This is a genomic window from Frateuria aurantia DSM 6220 (assembly GCF_000242255.2).
Lineage (GTDB): Bacteria > Pseudomonadota > Gammaproteobacteria > Xanthomonadales > Rhodanobacteraceae > Frateuria > Frateuria aurantia.
On the sequence record NC_017033.1, the window covers coordinates 3,232,160 to 3,250,315 of the forward strand.

Below are 18,156 nucleotides of genomic sequence, written 5' to 3' on the forward strand. Positions count from 1 at the left end.
GCCTCTTGCCGGTTGGCAGGCCTGCCGGCCCGCTCGATCCAGTCTCGCGACGGGCAGGCTCAGGGAGTGATGGAGGCCGGATCCTGCTTTGCCTTCAAGGCCGAGCACAGCTCGGTGGCTTCCACCGTCTGCGCCAGACCGCGGGCCGCGCCCGTGACCTGATCCACCCGGCTCTTGAAGAACGCCTGCAGCCGCTCAGACTCGGCGGCGGAACAGCCACCACCGCCCATCAGTGCAGGCAACCGGCCGCCCGAAAAACTGCCGGTACGATCGACGATGGCCTGATAGTGGGCCACCGACCAATGCCAGATCGCATCGCGACCGGCTTCGGTGTCGCGATTGCCTGACAGCAGGGCGGCCATCTCGCCGACCTTGACCCTGGGGTCCAACGCCAGGTCGCGGATGCGTGCCGCCTGAGACGGCTGCTCGACCGCTGCCAGAGCGGCCAGGATCGCGTTGCGCCGGGCCGGATCACTGGTCAGTGGCAGCTGCTCGATCAGGCGATCGACGGTCGCCTTGCCATGGATCTGCGCAGCCACGGCCAATGCCAGTCCGGCCAGATCCGGATTGGCCACCGAAAAGTCCAGATGTCCATCCTTGAGGTTCAGTACCGCATCACCTTGCTGCAGCAAGGCGCTGCGCACTTCGTCCTGAGGAAAGTCCAGCGCCAGCAGCCGCGCCAGCTCGCTGCGCAGCAAGGCATCGGCCGCCGACTCACCCGGCTTGCGCTGATAGCCCAGGGCCTGCAGCCGCGGCAGATAGGCCTTGGCCACCCATGTCTGCAAGGTAGCCTTTTGCGCCGGCGTCTGCGCCTCATGGCTCCTGATCCAGCCCAGCACTCCCAGCGGTGCCGTCGCCACCTCGCGTACCTTGGACCCCGTCAGCGGCTGCAGTGCCTGCAGCACGTCGGAGGCATCCAGATCTCCGTGCCGGAATGCCGCCGCTACCGCATCGGCATAGGCCAGCTGCTCGGCATCATCGAGCTCGCTGAGATGCCGGCTCAACACCTTGAGATCCGCCCCGTCCATGCCAAAGCGGTAATAACCACGCGCCTGGGCATTGGGAAGCACCCAGCCCCCCTCGACCGCACCGGGCAGCTCGATCCGGCCCTGGACCTGATCCAGCAGTTCACAGGCACGCTTGCTGCCACCGGCAATCTGGTAGCGCACGCAGACCGGCACGCCCCAGACGGCATCGGCACGCCCCTTGCTACCCCAGGGCAGATAGCGGCTCTGGCTCAGCTCCAACCAGGTCCGTCCGTCCTGCCGCACGGTACGGGTCTGCACATAGGGAACACCCGGCTGATCCAGGAAGCTGCGAAAAGCCTGCTTGAAACGCTCGCCCTGGCCGGCGGCATCAGCTACCGAGTCGATCAGATCATCCGCCGTGGCATTGCCGAAGGCATGGGCCTGGATATAGTGGCGCATGCCCTGCCGGAACTTGTCCGCACCGACATAGGCTTCGAACATGCCGAGCACCGCAGCACCCTTCTGATAGGTGATGCCGTCGAATGCCGTCTCGATATCACCGTTGCCGGTGATCGGCTGGCGAATCTTGCGGGTGGTGACCAGGCTGTCGCCATTCATGGCCTGCTCGGCACCGCGGACCCGGTCCAGATCGGCCCGATATTCGGGATGCAGCTGCTGGGTCACCTTCTGCTGCATCCAGGTGGCAAAGGATTCGTTGAGCCACAGATCATCCCACCAGGCCAGGGTCACGGTGTCACCGGTCCACTGATGGGCCAGCTCGTGGGCCGTCACATTGAAGGACAGCTGGACATAACGCGCCGCGGAATCGGGATCCAGCAGCAGCAACCAGTCGCGGAAGGTCACCAGTCCCGGATTCTCCATCGCACCGGCCGAAAAATCCGGCGCTGCCAGCAGGTCCAGCTTGCCGAAGGGGTAGCCGAAACCGTAATAGTCTTCCAGCGTCCTGATGATGGCCGGCGTCTCGCTCAGCACATGCTGCAGGCGATGGCCTTCGCCCTGGGCCGCGATGCCCCGCAGCTCCACCGGCTCGCTGCGCTGGGCATCGGGCTGGATCACCGGACCCTGCTGGATATCCCAGGGTCCGACGGCAAAGGCGACCAGATAGCTCGGCAGGGGCCGGGTCGGCGCGAAACTCAGGGTTTTCCAGCCGGCACCGGCCGGCTTCTCGCCGATCTGACGGGTATTCGCCACCCCGGCCTCATCGGCAGGAATGGTCAGACTCAGATGGTAAGGCGTCTTGAAGTCCGGCTCGTCAAAACCGGGAAAAGCATAGCGGGCACTGACCGGCTCCATCTGGGTCATGGCATAGGGCTTGCCTGCATGGCTGACCTTGTACAGGCCTTGCAACTGCCGATTCAGAGGGGCCACATAGCTGATGCTCAGCTGCAGCTTCTGCGGGGCCAGACTGCGCCCGAAGTCGATACGGACCACGCCCTCCTGCGGCGCGACCGACACATAGCGCGCCGGCAGCTGCCGCCCATCGGCGGTACGGATCGAAACCGTGCCGACCTTCAGATCCTGGCCATGGATCCAGACATGGTCTGAGTCCTTCTTCAGATCGAAATCGATCACCGCCGTTCCGGAGAAATCCGACTGTCGCGGATCCACCCGCAAAGCCAGTGCATAAGACTCCGGCACCGCCCAGCGAGGCAGCTTGCCCAGAGGAGCCGGCTCGGCCGTCGCAGCCAGAGCGCTGCCACAGGCCATGGCCAGGCTCGCCAGAGCGAGAGGACGAAGAAGACGCTGCATCGGATACCTCGACTATTCAGACAAGCTCCTGATTGTGTCGGATGCCATCCGCACAGGCAAACCTGGATGAACCGACAGATTGGAGCGCACGCCTAAAGTGCATATCGTTCTTGCCGATACAGTGGATTGCGCTGCCAAACCTCCGGAGTATCCGCGCTTGCGTCCGCGGCCCTGCGGCCTTGGCCCAAGCGTCATGTCATGCTCGACAGAGCCGTTCTCTCCACCATGCTGCGTCGTTGCGCGGCCGGCCTCAGGCTGGCACATTTCCTGCCGCCCGCGATCCTGCTGATCAGCTGGCCAGCAGCATGGCTGACCACCCGCCACCATGAGCTGGCCGGTATTCTCGCCGTGCTGCCCTGGTTGCTGCTGCTCCTTGGCGCCGCCTTGTGCTGTGTGTTCCAGCGCTGGCAGCAGCTGCTGCTGATGGCCTGGATGATGGTGCTCGAAACCGGTCTGATGCGTGATGTGCAGTCCATGGACCAGCCGTTCTTCCCAGGTCCCGCCGTCATTGCCGATTTCATCCTCGCCACTACGCTGTGGCCCGCCATCTGCAGCGTATTTGCGCTGTGGTCCGATGGACGGCGCCTCTTGCCCGAAGTAGCTGCTCGTGCACTGGTTCTCGGCATCGCGATCCTGGGACTGAAGTATCTGCATGACCACCCCGACCTGGCATTGATCCGCCAGCTCGGTCAGACCTGGTGGCCCGCGCTGCATGCCGGCTGGATGCGCCTGCCCCAGCTCAGCTATCCGATCTGCGTCGGCGGCATGATCCTGCTCGGCCTCGGCTACCTGCTGGAACCGCGTCCCCGCCATGCCGTGCCATGGCTGCTCCTGCCATTCACCCTGGCCATCCTGCCGCATGTTTTCATCGAGCCTCAGCTGTTGCCGATCTTCTGCTCACTGGCCTTGCTCAGCCAGATGGCCGCCCTGGTGCAGGAATCGCTGGAACTGGCCTTTCGTGACGAACTGACGGGCCTGCCTTCGCGACGGGCCCTCAATGAACGCCTGCGTCAGCTCTCCAGACAGTACTGCCTGGCGATCGTCGATATCGATCATTTCAAACAATGCAACGACCGGCATGGCCATGACGTGGGCGACCAGGTGCTGCGGATGGTGGCCAGCCGCCTGCGTCAGGGCAGCCGCGGACGAACCTATCGCCAAGGTGGCGAGGAGTTCGTGATCGTGCTGGATCGTCAGGCGCCGGAGGCGGCCAGGGTATGGCTGGAGGCCATCCGTGAAGATATTGCCGACTATCCCATGCAACTGCGCGATATGGCCAGCCGACCGGCCGGCAAGCACCGGAACCTTCGCCGGCCGGGCTCATCGGCAAGCGGCCGCCGCTCACTCACGGTCACCGTCAGCATCGGACTGGCCGCCGGCCACCGCCAGTCCGATGTCGCCGAGGTACTCAAGCAGGCAGACAAGGCCTTGTACAAGGCCAAGGCTCTGGGCCGCAACCGTGTCGTGCAGGCATGAGCCCATTCGACAGCTGATGCCTTTGACCGGCAGCGGCCCGCCTGATCAGGCCAGTTCTTCAGCCGGGCCGAAGAACTCGCAATGCATCTGCGCAGCCGGCACACCCAGTTCGGCCAGGGCATGCTTGACCGCCAGCATGAACGGTTTCGGCCCCAGGAAATAGGCCTCGACCTGCTCGGCCTGCGGCAGCCAGGCCGCCAACTGGCTGGCCGAAGGGCGGTTGCGGCCATCGCCTTCCGGCGCATCGTGCACGAAATGCAGCTGCAGCCGGGAATGTTCGGCCGCCTTGGCCTGCAACCACTGGCCAAAGGCCTGCTGCTCGGGGTTGCGCGAATAATGCACGAAAACCACCGGCTTGCCGGTGGCCAAGGCCTGATCCATCATCGGCAAGGTCGGCGTGATACCGACGCCTCCGCTGATGAAAACAGCGGTACGCGGACTGTCCGCCAGCACGAATTCGCCCGCCGGCGGGAACAGCTCCAGCTCGGCACCTTCCGGCAGCGCATGCAGATAACCGGAAACCACGCCACCCGGCTCCTGCTTGACGCTGATGCGGTACTCGCGACCATCCGGACTGGCCGACAGCGAATAGTTGCGGCGGGTCTCGACCCCGTCCACCACCACCCGCAAGCCGATGTATTGGCCAGGCTGGTTGTGCAGCACTTCACCACCGTCGACCGGCTGCAGATACAGCGAACGGATCACCGAGCTTTCCTGCACGGCCCGTATCAGCCTGAACTTGCGGCCACCGCGCCAGCCACCCGGCGCGGTGGCCAGGGCGTCGTACACGCTGGCTTCAGCGCCGATCAGCATATCGGCCAGCTGCTGATAGGCCGCGGCCCAGGCTTCGATCACCGCGTCAGTCGCGATCTCGGCACCCAGCACCTCGCGGATCGAACGCAGCAGGCAGCTGCCGACAATGGGATAGTGCTCGGGAAGTATCTGCAAGGCGACGTGCTTGTTGACGATCTGGGCGGCCAGCGGCCCCAGCGCATCGAGGTCATCGATATGCCGGGCATACATCAACACGGCATGAGCCAACGCGCGAGGCTGGGCACCACTGGCCTGATTGGCCTGGTTGAACAGCGGCCGGACTTCAGGATATTCGCTCAGCATCAGCTTGTAGAAATGTGTGGTCAGCGCTTCGCCGCCCGTTTCCAGCAGGGGAACCGTGGCCTTGATGATCTCGCGCTGTGCATCCGTCAACATGATTGCTCTCCGGTGGGGTTGATGACATCCCTCTCTGAGCAAACCGCGTGCCAGAATCCAAACCCTTGATTTTCTGTGCATCGAAAACCGGATGCAGTCAAGATGACATGTCATAATGACAACATTTGTTCCCGATGCTGTCATTATGACTCCGCATGATTCCCTGCTGGACCGTCTGATTCCGCTGGTGGCCGATCTGGCACGCGACCTGCCCGCCGCTACCCGCTATCGACGGCTGCTGGATACCTTGCGACAGCTGATTCCCTGCGATGCCGCCGCCCTGCTGCAACTGGAAGGCGGCGAACTGGTGCCGCTGGCAATCCACGGTCTCAAACCCGACACCATGGGCCGGCGCTTTGCTCTCGCCCAGCAACCGAGATTGCAGGCACTGCTGGGTCAGGACGGCCCGATGGCCTTCCCGCCGGGCTGCGAGCTTCCCGATCCCTATGACGGGCTGGTCGACAGCGAAGCTTCGGACCTGTCCGTGCACGACTGCATGGGCTGCCCGCTGCGGCTGGACGACACGGTCTGGGGGCTGCTGACCGTCGATGCGCTGGAGGCCGGCCATTTCGGTCCCGACCAGCTGTATCGGCTGGCTCGCCTGGCCGAGATCGCCGCCGCCACCGTCGCCGCCACTCGCCGGATGGACCAGCTGCAGCAACTGGCTCGTCGCGAACGCCTGCGCGCCGACAGCTTTCGCCAGGCCCTGCCCCAGCCGCGTCACCACCTGATCGGCCACAGCCCCGCCTTCGAACAGCTGCTGGCAGAGATCGATCTGGTCGCCGGGACCAGCCTGCCGGTGCTGATCAGCGGCGAGACCGGCACCGGCAAGGAATTGGTCGCCCATCGCATCCATCAACTGTCACCGCGTGCCGACAAACCCATGATCAGCGTCAACTGCGCGGCACTGCCTGAACATCTGCTGGAAAGCGAATTGTTCGGCCATGTCCGTGGCGCCTTCTCGGGAGCTGTCAGTGACCGCAAAGGCAAGTTCGAGCTGGCTGACGGCGGCACCCTGTTTCTGGACGAGATCGGCGAGCTCGCACTGGCCGCCCAGGCCAGCCTGTTGCGGGCTCTGCAGGACGGCCAGCTGCAACGACTCGGATCGGACCGTGAGCATCAGGTGGACGTCCGTCTGATTGCTGCCACCAATCGCGATCTGGCCGAGGAGGTCCGGCAGGGACGTTTCCGTGCCGATCTGTATCACCGCCTGGGCGTCTATCCTCTGAGCGTGCCCGCACTGCGGAATCGGCAGCCCGATGGTCTGATCCTGGCTGGCGGATTTATCGAGGAAAACCGGCGCCGCATGGGCCTGCGCGGCCTGCGCCTGGAAGCCGCGGCGGAGGCGGCGATCCGGCGCTACGACTGGCCGGGCAATGTCCGCGAGCTGGAACATGTCATCAGCCGAGCCACCTTGAAAGCCATCGGCCGCAGCCACAGCTTGCCGGCCGGGTCCGATGGGATCCTCCGCCTGACTGCCGCCGACCTGGATCTGGATGGTGCCGCCACGGTTCTGGAGCCGGCCGTCCTGGAACCGACGGCCGACCCACGCGAGCATGCGCTCATTGCCAGCGCTCCACCCATCAACCTGCGCGTGGCAGTGGACGACTATCAACGCCAGCTGCTGGCCCAGGCCGTGGCCCGATATCCCGGCAATCTGGCCGCCGCTGCCCGCCAACTGGGTCTGGACCGGGCCAATCTGTTGCGACTGGCCCGCCGCCTGGAGCTGCCCCTGCCCTCCTCTCGCCGGAGCTGAGCCTCGCGAGCAGCCGGCCGGTTCAGCCCTGCCGGCCATCTACAGCCAGGTCAGCAACGGCGATACGCAAAGCAGTAACCCGACCAGGATCACCAGGACCAGCCCTGGCCCGCGGTAATGTCCCAGTGCAGGGACCTTCAGCACCAGCCAGGCCGGAATCAGGCAACCCAGGATGCCGAAGATCGGGCTGCTGAGCGTGGTGAAGGAAAGCACCGGCAGATTGCCTTCGATCGCGCCCCAGGCCAGCAGGATCGCGAACAGCATGATGCCGCGCTGTCCCCATGTCGACCGGCCGGCCTCGGCCTGCCCATGCCTGGCCAGCAGATTGGCCAGCAAGCCCTGGCAAGCCTCGCGAAAGCCCAGGTAGACCCCGAAAAATGCCGTCATCACCGCAAAGATGTTCAGGATCAGGCCGACATAGGTGGCCCAGCTGCCGGGAAAAATCTGCGCCGTGATCGCCAACGCCGAAATGTTTTCCCGTGAGGCACGCACCGCATCGGCATGGCCCATCGCCAGAGTGAAGGAAACCGCATAGAAAAACACCGCCACGAACAGTATGCCAAAGGCGATATTCATCGCTCGCAGCGCCTTGTGCCTGGCCACCAGGATCGAGGTCTCGCGCGCCCGATAGGAAATCACCATCGGACTCAGCGTCTGGATAAACAGGATCGAGGTCAGGGTGAACGGCAAGGTGATCACCGCATTCCTGACCAGGGCCCCGGCGGCCGGCGGCACGCCGAGATTCGCCGGATTCCAGCGCGAGACCATGAACAGCCCCAGCGCCACCACGATCAGCAACTTGGTCGCCACCAGCACGGAGGAAAGCCGAAACAGCAGTCGCTCGCCGCGCGAAGCCAGTGCCACCAGCGCAGTGATCAGTCCCAGGCCATACCAGGGACTGTCCGACCACAGCCCGCGAGTCAGCCCGAAACTGTGCAGATAAGAGGCACTGTCGCGAGTGATCGCGGTGGCGTAGACGAACATCCAGATCAGCAGCATCACGAAATACAGCAGGCCCAGAAACCGGCCCCAGCGCGGCCCCAGCCAGGCCGAGATCATGCCCGGATAATCCAGACCCCGCCCAGCCTCGGCCAGGGTATTGATGAACAGCCGCTGGAACAGATACATGCCCGGATAGCCGATCACGGCCGACAGCAGAAACACCCAGATCCCCATCAACCCGACCTGTACAGGCAGGAACACGATGCCGGCACCGATCGCCATGCCGATGCTCATCATCACCCAGCCGACATCGACGGCATCGAAGCGGGTCGCCGCCTTCCATTGCTCGCGGGTCCAGCTCCCGGCTGGATCTGTCGTGGTGGCGGCCGACAGCCGCGCCTTGTCCGAAGTCATTTCATATCCGTGAAGCGCAAAGCGCGCGATCCTTGTCGGCCAAACGGCCACTGTCAAGCCCGCCTCCGCGATGCGGAGGCCGGCCGTGTGGTCAAATCACGTTTCCAGCCGTTTTGACGGCTTGATATTGGGATAGATCTTCTCCACCTGCCGCTCGACCACCTTGCCCTTGGCCCAGTTGTAGGCATTGACCGGCTGGCTGCGGTTGATCCAGCCGGCGTAGTACAGGTGGTCCGAACGCGGATCATCGGTATTGGGGTGGATCAGAATCGTCAGCCCCAGACTGTTGAGCTGCAGCCAGGGATAGATCTGCGCCAGCTGTTCCGGCATAAAACCGAAATAGAACGAAGGCGTCACGTGCGGCCCGCGCGGTTCCAGATTCCAGTCGCCCAGCTCGACCTCGAAGCGCTCGATGACCCACTGCCGCAGCAAGGCCGCCTTGGCATGATTGTCTTCGTCAAAGTAGACATGGGCGTGATAGCTCTTCACATCGGTATAGGCCCGCGGCTTGGCGGGCAGCGACTGCTCGCCTGGACGAACGTTCGGTGGCGCCGGGGTCGCTTCCCGCCAGGTGTCGTAACCCCAGGGGCTGCGGCCCGAATCCTGATATCCCTCGGGGGCCGGCTGGTCTGCCTTCCCCGGTACCTGTGCTGCCACGGCCCTGCCTCCTGTCAATCCCACCGCCACCATTGCGGCGCCCGATCCCGCCAGCCACCGCCGCCGCCGCGGTGATGAAAGACTGTCCGGAAATGACGCCGGTATGGCGGCATTCATCGTGATGTGTTTATCGTTCATCGACAACCCTGCCTCTTCATGCCTTTGACGGAAACAAGCGGATCGCGCCGGATGGCGGACCGGCTACGCTAGCAGCCCCGCCCCCTGACGCCACCCGATATTTCTTCATATCGCCATGCCGCCACAGCATGAGTCGCGCAGCCAAACCGGTACCGCGGATTCCTCCACGGCCCGTATCGATGATCCCGGCCTGGTTGGCCGCGCACCCGCAATTGTTTTACCTTGCCGGTCTCAGACCGCCATTCGCGCAGAATCAAGCTCATGATGAATTGGGACCAGCTCTTGAATACCACCCGGCTCGGCCACCGTGCCGCCAAACAGGAGCCGGGCCGGTCGCCCTTCAATTCAGACCATGACAAGGTGATCTTCTCCGGGTCTTTCCGCCGGCTGGCCCGCAAGACCCAGGTCCATCCGCTGGCCACCAACGACCACGTCCACAACCGGCTGACCCACAGCCTGGAAGTGGCCTGCGTCGGCCGTACCCTGGGCATGCGGGTCGGCGAGAAGCTGATCAGCGAACAGCGCATCCATCCATCCTTTTCACCCACCGACCTGGGTGACATCGTGCAGACGGCCTGCCTGGCCCACGACATCGGCAACCCGCCCTTCGGACACACCGGTGAAGAGGCCATCCGACACTGGTTCACCCATGATGCCGGCAGCGAGCTGATCGCCCGGCTCGATATCGAGGAGGCCTGCGATCTGCGCCATTTCGAGGGCAATGCCCAGGGCTTTCGGGTGCTGACCACCTCGGAATACCACGCCTACGATGACGGCATGCGCTTGACCTATGCCTCGCTGGGCAGCTTTGTCAAATACCCCTGGATGTCGCTGGCCGCTGTAGACGGCGAACGCCCCAAGCGCAACAAATACGGTGTCTACCGCGCCGAGCAGGCCTTGTTCGAGGAAGTAGCCCAGGCCACCGGCCTGCTGCAACGCGGACCGCAATGGTATTGCCGCCATCCGCTGGTGCATCTGATGGAGATCGCCGACGATTTCTGCTATGCCCTGCTGGATCTGGAAGACGGCATCGAGATGGGCATTCTGGACTGGGAAGAAGTCTTCAGCCTGCTGGAGCCGGTGCTGGATACGTCCCGGATCCAGGAGCTGAAGCAGGACATGCACCGCTTGCGTCCCGGCCGGCGACCGCCACTGATCCGCGGCAAGGTGATCTCCGAATTCGTCGATGCCGCCGCCGAAGCCTTTATCAGAAACGAGACGGCGATCCTGGCCGGCGAACACGACGAGCTGCTGGGTCTGTGCGATCAGCGGGTCCGCGACTGCGTGATCGCCGCCAAGGAACTGGCCAAGCAGAAGGTGTTCCAGCATCCGCGCAAGATCGAAATGGAAATCGGCGCCTACAACACCATCGCCACCGTGCTGGATGTCAGCTGCCACGCGGCACTGAACTATATCCATGACAACGACATGTCCGACTACAAATCACGCCGGGTCATCGACCTGATCGGCAAGGACAGCTTCGGCCCCGCCGCCCGGCCGAGCGATGATCAGCCTTGGTCGCGGGACTATCTGACCCTGATGCGGGCCCTGGATTTCGTCAGCGGCATGACCGACAACTACGCCATGCATCTGGCCCGCCAGTTCAAAGGTTTCGGCTCGATGACTTGAGCCCCCTCCACACGCGACAGCGCCTGCTCCGAGGTGCCATGCCACCGTTGACCGCCTGGCAGCGGCTTGCCCTCGAGCAGCAATCAATACATCGGACAGCCCCCATCGACCTATGGGGACAACGCATAAATCCCGAAGTGGGCTGCCCTGCTCGGCCTGATCCGTGGCCTGGCGGCTAACCGGCAAATATTGCACCCCACAGATGATGGGGCGGTTGTGCCCGCTGAACCTCGCCCTCAGGCATGTACATGGCAGCCGCCCGCGACTGGAAAATGCTCACCCCCCCAGAAAATCAATCAGCCGCCGCAAACGCAACTTGATACCAGCACCGATCGAGTCATGCAGTTCCATCGGAAAGCCCGCCGGCAAGCAGGCAGCCAGATGATCCAGTGCCAGCTCCATTCGACCGGCCACAGACTCCATGGCCGATCTGATCACAATATCCGGCACGCCTGAACGTTTTGCCGTCTGTATAAAATGTCTGGGCATCACCTCATGTATACGATAATGATTGCGCTCACCTACCGACATTGCCAGTTTGTATTGCTTTCTCTGCAGTTGCTGCCTATCCAGATAAGGCTGTGCGCTCAACACATCGTATAACGGCGTCAGGGCATAGCCTCCTCCCGGCTTCAGGAACAGACTGAAGTTCTTGGCATGGCCATCGGTTGCACCGACAAGCCAGAAAACCAGTTGTGCCGAGAACAAGGTCAGGTGATCATTGGCCGGTGAATCACTGCCTTTCAGAAGGTTGGCCAGATCCACCAGAGATGGACCGCCTTCGGCCTGATATTTACGTGTCGGGGGTACCGACAAAGCCTGACAGCAGTCTTCTTGCGGCAGCCGGATCAGGCGACCCCGATGCCAGCGCCGGTCAAAGCGCTCAACCACGAGGGCGGTGGTACCACCGAAGCTCATGATCTGGGCACGATTCACCGGCAAGCCCAGCTGTTCCAGCAACTGCAGACAGTAGAATTCGTTTTCGACGCTGTCGGAAAGATCGAGACCATTTCCAACGGGACCGATACGGGTCTTGAAAATATGCGTGGTCGGCGTCAAGCCATGCGGCTTCAACCAATGACCGTCGTACAGCAGCAAAGCCGTTTTTTCCTGTGCGCCAGCCACGGAAATACGAAAGTCCTCATCACGAGACAAACCCAGCGGCGCTTGTTTCAATGATTTCAGCAGCCGCTCGATCGCCAACTCATCCAGCCGCTCTCCCGAAATGTGTTCCGTGACAACCGGCAGCTCGGCGCCATCACTGACAAACTGCAGGCTGCCGACACAGTCATGGCCGATTTTCGACAGCAAACTGTAAGCATCAACGCCCTCTGCACCGACCTTGTCCGCCACCATCCGGCGCAAATTCGCCGAGTCGGGAAGCAAATTGTCAAAAACGGCACTGACGACCGCACCCCGGTAAGGCGCTTCCTGCAAGGGCAGTGACAAGGACACCGGGAAATTGCGCTCACGTTGCAACCAACTGGCGTCATATTCAAAACTGATCGCCCCGCTGGACTCCTTCAGCAATACCCCTACCGAACGAGCATTCTGATAGACCCTCAAGGGAGCGTGACGACGAGGACGAGCCATCAGCCGATCAGATCCTCAATATCGTAGTCATGGCTGCGTGTCTCGACCTGCAGCTGCAGATCCAGTGCGGCGAGCAGATCCAGCAGCGTATCGAGCCGCACCGCGGCATGGCCGTTCTCGATCAAGGACACGGTTTCCTGGCGCAGGCCGGCCTTGCTGGCAAGTACCGTCTGGCTCCAGTGCAACTGTTTGCGGCGGCGCCGGATCAAGGTCCCCATTTGCAGCGGGGTTCGAGCGAGGCTGGGCACGGCATCAATCCTGTAGCGTCAGCTGCTGATCATAGCTCAAGTTATCGGCATTGACTAATATTTATATTTTATTACCCACATCCTATAAATCTATTTTATAGGATATGGGTCATATTAATTGTATATGTGCCAAGTCGCATATGATCCAGTCACAAGCCACTGGCCTTCAAGCCGGAGCGGCCTGCGGCACAGCTCCGTCACGTCGCAGGCCAAGTCAGTGACAAGCCTTATTCCACCGTCACCGACTTGGCCAGATTGCGGGGCTGATCGACATCGGTGCCGCGCAGCACGGCCACATGGTAGGCCAGCAGCTGCAGGGGCACGGTGAATACCGCCGGGGCGATAAAGTCGCCGCCGCCATCGATCTGCACGGTCAGGTTGCGCGCCGACTGGACGTCCATATTGACGGTGCGATCGGCAAACACGATCAGCTCGCCGCCGCGGGCCCGCACTTCCTGCAGGTTGGACTTCAGCTTGTCCAGCAATACCCCGCCGGGCGCCACCGCGATCACCGGCATATGCTCGTCGACCAGGGCCAGCGGACCATGCTTCAGCTCGCCCGCCGGATAGGCCTCGGCATGGATATAGGAGACTTCCTTGAGCTTCAGCGAGCCTTCCAGCGCCACCGGGTACTGTTCGCCGCGGCCCAGGAACAAGGCATGCTGACGATGCATGATGTGCTCGGCGATGGCCTGGATCTGCGGCTCGGCCTTCAGGCTATCCTCGATCGCCCGCGGCAGATGCTGCAACTGGGCGCACAGACCCAGATAGACGTCCTGGTCCATGCCGCGCAGCCGGGCCAGCTCCAGGCTCAGCAAGGCCAGCGCGGCCAGCTGGGTGGTGAAGGCCTTGGTGGAAGCCACCCCGATTTCCGGGCCGGCCCGCGTCATCAGCTTCAGGTCGGCCTCACGCACCAGGGATGATTCGGCTACATTGCAGATCACCATGGTACCGAGATAGCCACGACGCCGGGAGTCGCGCATGGCCGCCAGGGTATCGGCGGTTTCACCGGACTGCGAAATGGCCAGCAGCAAGGTGTTTTCCGGCACGACCACGTCGCGATAGCGGAATTCACTGGCCACTTCGACACTGACCGCGATGCCGGCATGGGTTTCCAGCCAGTAGCGGGCGACCAGTCCGGCGTGATAGCTGGTGCCGCAGGCCACGATATGGATCTGCCGGACCTGGCCCAGCAGGGCCTCGCTGTCGATGCCGAAAATATTGGGCAGCACGCCCTTGGGCCCCAGCCGCGATTCCAGGGTATCGGCCACCGCCTTGGGCTGCTCGAAGATCTCCTTCTGCATGTAGTGGCGGTATTCGCCACGCTCGACGGCATCGCTGGACAGTTCGCTTTCGTGCAGGGCCCGCTGGACCTCGACGCCCTGCAGGTCCCAGATCTGGACTTTGTCCCGACTGATCTCGACCACGTCGCCCTCTTCCAGATACATCATCTGGCGGGTGAACTTGATCAGAGCCTGGGCATCGGACCCCAGGAAATGCTCGCCAATGCCGATGCCGACCAGCAAGGGCGCACCATAACGGGCGCCGACCACATGGCCGGGTTCGTCCTCGCTGATCACCGCAATGGCGTAAGCACCATCCAGCTGCTTGACGGTGGCCATCACCGCCTCGCGCAGCCGGCGCCCCTGATCCACCTGCTCGCCGATCAGGGCGGCGACGACCTCGGTGTCGGTCTCGGAGTGGAATTGGTGGCCACGGGCGATCAAGGCCTCACGCAGTTCGGCATAGTTCTCGATGATGCCGTTGTGCACGATCGCGACCTTGCCGGCGATATGCGGGTGGGCATTGGCCTCGCTGGGCACGCCGTGGGTGGCCCAGCGGGTATGCGCGATGCCGGTGCCGCCCGGCAACGGACGGGCCAGATACAAGGCTTCCATCTCGCGGACCTTGCCTTTGGCCCGGACCCGTTCGATGCGGCCGGCCTCCAGCACCGCCAGACCGGATGAATCATAACCACGGTATTCCAGCGACTTCAGGCCGGCGATCAACAGCGGAGCGACATCACGCTGGGCCGCGGCGGCAACGATTCCACACATCAGGATTTCCTCAACTTCGACAAGGCCGAACAGGTCCGAATACCTATCGGGCCTAACTGCAATTTAACGCTTTGACTGCGCGACCGCCGATCAGTTCACTTTGCGGCGCAGATAATTCAGCAGATCGATCCGGGTGATCAGGCCCAGGAAACGCTCGCCATCGACCACGATGGCGACATGGCCCTTCTCGAACACCGGCAGCAGATCCTCGATCGGCGCACGGACATCAAGCTTGTCGATATGCCGGACCATGGCGATCTCGACCGTGTCGCGGAACCGGCTTTCATCGGCATGGACATGCATCAGCACATCGGATTCGTCCAGAATGCCGACGATCTGGTCGCCGTCCATCACCGGCAGCTGCGAGACGTCATACAGCTTCATGCGGTTGTAGGCCGTCATCAGCCGTTCCTGCGGACCGATGACCACGGTGTCGCGGCGCTGATACGGACGCATCAGCAGATCGCGCAGATCGCCATGCTGTTCGCGCTCGATAAAACCGTTGTCCAGCATCCAGTAGTCGTTGTACATCTTCGACAGATACTTGTTGCCGGTGTCGCAGACCAGGGTCACCACCCGCTTGGGCTCGGTCTGTTCACGGCAATATTTCAGCGCCGCCGCCAGCAAGGTACCGGTGGAAGACCCGCCGAGGATGCCTTCGGCAGCCAGCAGCTCGCGGGCAGCAAGAAAGCTCTCGCGGTCCGAAATGGCATAGGCCTTGCGTACGCTGGAAAAATCGCTGATCGAGGGCAGGAAATCCTCGCCGATGCCTTCCACCATCCAGCTGCCGGACTTGGTCGAAAGCACGCCTTCATTGATGTACTGGGCCAGGATCGAGCCGACCGGGTCGGCCAGCACGATTTCGGTCTGCGGCGAAACCTCGGCAAAATAACGCGACAGCCCGGTCATGGTGCCTGACGAGCCGCAGCCGACCACGATGGCGTCGACCTTGCCTTCCAGTTGCTGGAAGATCTCGGGGCCGGTGGTGGCAATATGGGCCTGCGGGTTGTCGGGGTTGCCGAACTGGTTGATGAAATAGGCGCCCGGGGTCTCGCGGGCGATCCGCTCGGCCATGTCCTGGTAATACTCGGGATGTCCTTTGGCCACGTCCGAGCGGGTCAGAATGACTTCGGCGCCCATGGCCTTGAGATTGAAGATCTTCTCGCGGCTCATCTTGTCCGGCACCACCAGGATCAGGTGATAGCCTTTCTGCTGCGCGACCAGGGCCAGACCCAGGCCGGTATTGCCGGCCGTGCCTTCGACCAGGGTCGCGCCTGGGGCCAGCTTGCCGGCCTGCTCGGCTGCCTCGATCATGGCCAGACCGATGCGGTCCTTGATCGAGCCGCCGGGATTGGCGCTTTCCAGTTTCAGGAACAGCTCGCAGGGACCCGTGTCCAGACGCTGGCTGCGCACCATCGGGGTCGAGCCGATCAACTCGAGAACATTCCGGTATAGCTTCATCACGACATCCTGTGCAGAGGTCGCCGCGGGGTATGTCCCGGCCGGCGGTTGCACAGGATGATAACGGATGGGCCGCATTCACCGGAAACCCGGCCCGAGGCGAGGGCCATCGGCCAGCGCTTGATCACGCAAGCGGAAGCCTCCGGCGGCAAAGCCGCACAGGCAGGGGCTCAGCCCGCGGAGCGATGCCGATCCCAAAGCATCTGAAGCCTCTGTTTCAGAAGCAGTTTTTCCCGCTTCAGGCCCGCACGGGCCGTGGCATCCAGCGGCAGCACGCCGATGTCCGCCTCGTGCAACTGACGGTCCAGCCGGCGATGTCGATGGTACAGACGCCGGAATTCAGCATCGGCGTCGAGCAGGGCCTGCACTCCGGCCGCGGACTCGTTTTCGAACATGGTTCGACCTCGCTGGCCCTGGGGCCGTCGCATCCGTCCACCTGTGTACCGGTCAGCTGCCCCGGTGACTCGTGATCCAGCCCCGAGGGCGAACCGTCCGCATCGAAACAGCAGACGGTCGCTCCCTACCGGGCCCTCAAGGCTTGCCGCCTGCCTGGGATCCACTCTTGCCCGTGGTGGCGGCAGGCTGCTGCTGCATCTGCTTGCGCATCAACCGGGCGGCTGCCGCGGCCAGCGCGGCTTCACGCTTGGCCGCATTGGCCATGCGGCCCTGGGCTGCCGCGAGTTTGCGGGCCTGCTCGGCCTGGGCCAGAGCCTGCGCCGTGGCGGCAGCCCCCTCGGCCTGACTGCGCTGGGCATCTTCCTGAGCCAGCTGATATTGCAGCCGCTGGCGCTCCAGTTCACGACGCGCCTGCTCGGCATCGGCGCGCAAGCCCTCCAGCTGGATCTGGTCATGCTCGCGATCAAGGCTGTAGACCTTGGTCTGGGCCAGCTGCAGCTGGGCGGCGGCCTTGGCCACATCCACCCGCCGCTCGGCCAGATACAGGGCATAGGCCCGATGATCGGAATCGGCCTGCGACAACTGGGTCACTGCACTGCGGGCGATCGACTGCTCGGCCAAGGCCCGACCGCCGAGCTGGGGATCGTTCGCCAGCTGGTCCAGGCTGCTGTTGAGTCGGGCCACGTCCAGATCATCCTGCTTGGCATGGACCACGCCGCCGGCCAGCGCCAGACTGAGCATGGACAGACGAACCATCCACGAACGCTTCATCGCGGACCTCCCGGATTCTGGCTGGCATCAACCGAGCCGGCAGGTGCCGGTCCCAGCATGGATTCTGGTGGGGCAGGCATATCGCCCTCCAGCGTAGTGCCTGCATCGGTTGCCGGTGCCGCTGGCGCGGCCGTGGCCGCCGACTCGGCCTGCTCGATCTGTTGGCGCAGACTTTCGTTGGCCTCCGTCTTGGCCTGGATCTGGGCGCGCACGGCGGCAAGCTGCGACTTCACCCGCGCCAGATCCGCATCGGCACGCGCCTCGTCGGCGTAACGGCCGGCCTGCTCGTACTTGTGATCGCGCATCGCATCCAGCGCCTGCTGGAATCGATCACGGGCAAAGCCCAGACCGACCGGATCATAATCCTGGGCCTGCGCCGACTGGGCGGACTGGATCGCCATCTGTGCCTGGTTCATCAGCCCATCCGGAGGTGGCAGGCTGGCGCATCCGCTGAGACCGGCCAAGACCAGCGCCGACATGATCGCGGCAAGCCGTGGCGTCATTCGGCCGGGTGGCCGCGACAAGGGAAAACCGAACTTAATCACTCCAGATCCTCACGGCGGTGTCCGCTTATTTTGGCCAGCCCACGGCCATGATTGCAATGTGCACGTGCCTGCCATCCGGCCGTTTACAGTGCGGGCGGGGCCGCCGACAATAGTCCGGCCGTCTTT

The 18,156-nt window shown here is 63.3% G+C and carries 14 protein-coding genes; 3 read left to right on the plus strand and 11 right to left on the minus strand.

The window, feature by feature from the left end:
• Positions 1 to 59: 59 nt before the first annotated feature.
• Positions 60 to 2,738, minus strand: coding sequence for a M1 family metallopeptidase (locus FRAAU_RS14730; protein WP_014404313.1), 2,679 nt, complete (start codon positions 2,736 to 2,738; stop codon positions 60 to 62).
• A gap of 198 nt (positions 2,739 to 2,936) precedes the next feature.
• On the opposite strand from FRAAU_RS14730, the gene FRAAU_RS14735 reads away from it, so the two are divergent.
• On the plus strand, positions 2,937 to 4,214 hold the full coding sequence (locus FRAAU_RS14735) for a GGDEF domain-containing protein (protein ID WP_083841197.1): 1,278 nt from the start codon (positions 2,937 to 2,939) through the stop codon (positions 4,212 to 4,214).
• Positions 4,215 to 4,259: 45 nt separating this feature from the next.
• Here FRAAU_RS14735 and hmpA read toward each other — a convergent pair whose 3' ends face one another.
• A complete protein-coding gene (hmpA, locus tag FRAAU_RS14740) occupies positions 4,260 to 5,423 on the minus strand; it encodes an NO-inducible flavohemoprotein (protein WP_014404315.1) in 1,164 nt (387 codons plus the stop codon).
• Positions 5,424 to 5,568: 145 nt separating this feature from the next.
• Here hmpA and norR point away from each other — a divergent pair, with 145 nt between their 5' ends.
• On the plus strand, positions 5,569 to 7,179 hold the full coding sequence (gene norR, locus FRAAU_RS14745; protein ID WP_014404316.1) for a nitric oxide reductase transcriptional regulator NorR: 1,611 nt from the start codon (positions 5,569 to 5,571) through the stop codon (positions 7,177 to 7,179).
• Between the two features lie 39 nt (positions 7,180 to 7,218).
• On the opposite strand, the gene FRAAU_RS14750 is transcribed toward norR, so the two are convergent.
• Together FRAAU_RS14750 and FRAAU_RS14755 are read right to left on the minus strand one after the other, a co-directional pair.
• Positions 7,219 to 8,535: an amino acid permease gene (locus FRAAU_RS14750; RefSeq protein WP_014404317.1), complete on the minus strand. Its 1,317-nt coding sequence runs from the start codon at positions 8,533 to 8,535 to the stop codon at positions 7,219 to 7,221.
• Between the two features lie 96 nt (positions 8,536 to 8,631).
• Entirely contained in the window at positions 8,632 to 9,192 is a 561-nt protein-coding gene (locus FRAAU_RS14755; RefSeq protein WP_014404318.1) for a DOPA 4,5-dioxygenase family protein, read from the minus strand.
• Positions 9,193 to 9,591: 399 nt separating this feature from the next.
• Between FRAAU_RS14755 and FRAAU_RS14760 the strand changes: the two genes are divergently transcribed.
• Positions 9,592 to 10,959 (plus strand): deoxyguanosinetriphosphate triphosphohydrolase, encoded by a 1,368-nt coding sequence (locus FRAAU_RS14760; RefSeq protein WP_014404319.1) that lies wholly within the window; start codon positions 9,592 to 9,594, stop codon positions 10,957 to 10,959.
• A 276-nt stretch (positions 10,960 to 11,235) separates the two neighbouring features.
• Here FRAAU_RS14760 and FRAAU_RS14765 read toward each other — a convergent pair whose 3' ends face one another.
• The 7 genes from FRAAU_RS14765 to FRAAU_RS14795 all read right to left on the minus strand — a co-directional run bounded on the left by FRAAU_RS14765 (position 11,236) and on the right by FRAAU_RS14795 (position 18,030).
• Entirely contained in the window at positions 11,236 to 12,552 is a 1,317-nt protein-coding gene (locus FRAAU_RS14765) for a type II toxin-antitoxin system HipA family toxin (protein ID WP_014404320.1), read from the minus strand.
• On the minus strand, positions 12,552 to 12,800 hold the full coding sequence (locus FRAAU_RS14770; RefSeq protein WP_014404321.1) for a helix-turn-helix transcriptional regulator: 249 nt from the start codon (positions 12,798 to 12,800) through the stop codon (positions 12,552 to 12,554). The genes FRAAU_RS14765 and FRAAU_RS14770 overlap by 1 nt, the downstream gene beginning before the upstream one ends.
• A gap of 227 nt (positions 12,801 to 13,027) precedes the next feature.
• Positions 13,028 to 14,857, minus strand: a complete 1,830-nt coding sequence (gene glmS, locus FRAAU_RS14775) for a glutamine--fructose-6-phosphate transaminase (isomerizing) (RefSeq protein WP_014404322.1) — start codon at positions 14,855 to 14,857, stop codon at positions 13,028 to 13,030.
• A 90-nt stretch (positions 14,858 to 14,947) separates the two neighbouring features.
• Positions 14,948 to 16,318, minus strand: coding sequence for a pyridoxal-phosphate dependent enzyme (locus FRAAU_RS14780; RefSeq protein ID WP_014404323.1), 1,371 nt, complete (start codon positions 16,316 to 16,318; stop codon positions 14,948 to 14,950).
• Positions 16,319 to 16,488: 170 nt separating this feature from the next.
• Positions 16,489 to 16,713, minus strand: a complete 225-nt coding sequence (locus tag FRAAU_RS14785; protein WP_014404324.1) for a DUF465 domain-containing protein — start codon at positions 16,711 to 16,713, stop codon at positions 16,489 to 16,491.
• Between the two features lie 136 nt (positions 16,714 to 16,849).
• Positions 16,850 to 17,485 carry a hypothetical protein gene (locus tag FRAAU_RS14790; RefSeq protein WP_041270624.1) on the minus strand — a complete coding sequence of 212 codons (636 nt, stop codon included), beginning with the start codon at positions 17,483 to 17,485 and terminating at the stop codon, positions 16,850 to 16,852.
• Complete coding sequence (locus FRAAU_RS14795; RefSeq protein WP_156803433.1) at positions 17,482 to 18,030, minus strand: DUF4398 domain-containing protein; 549 nt, start codon at positions 18,028 to 18,030, stop codon at positions 17,482 to 17,484. Before FRAAU_RS14795 ends, FRAAU_RS14790 begins: the two co-directional genes overlap by 4 nt.
• Positions 18,031 to 18,156 lie beyond the last annotated feature (126 nt).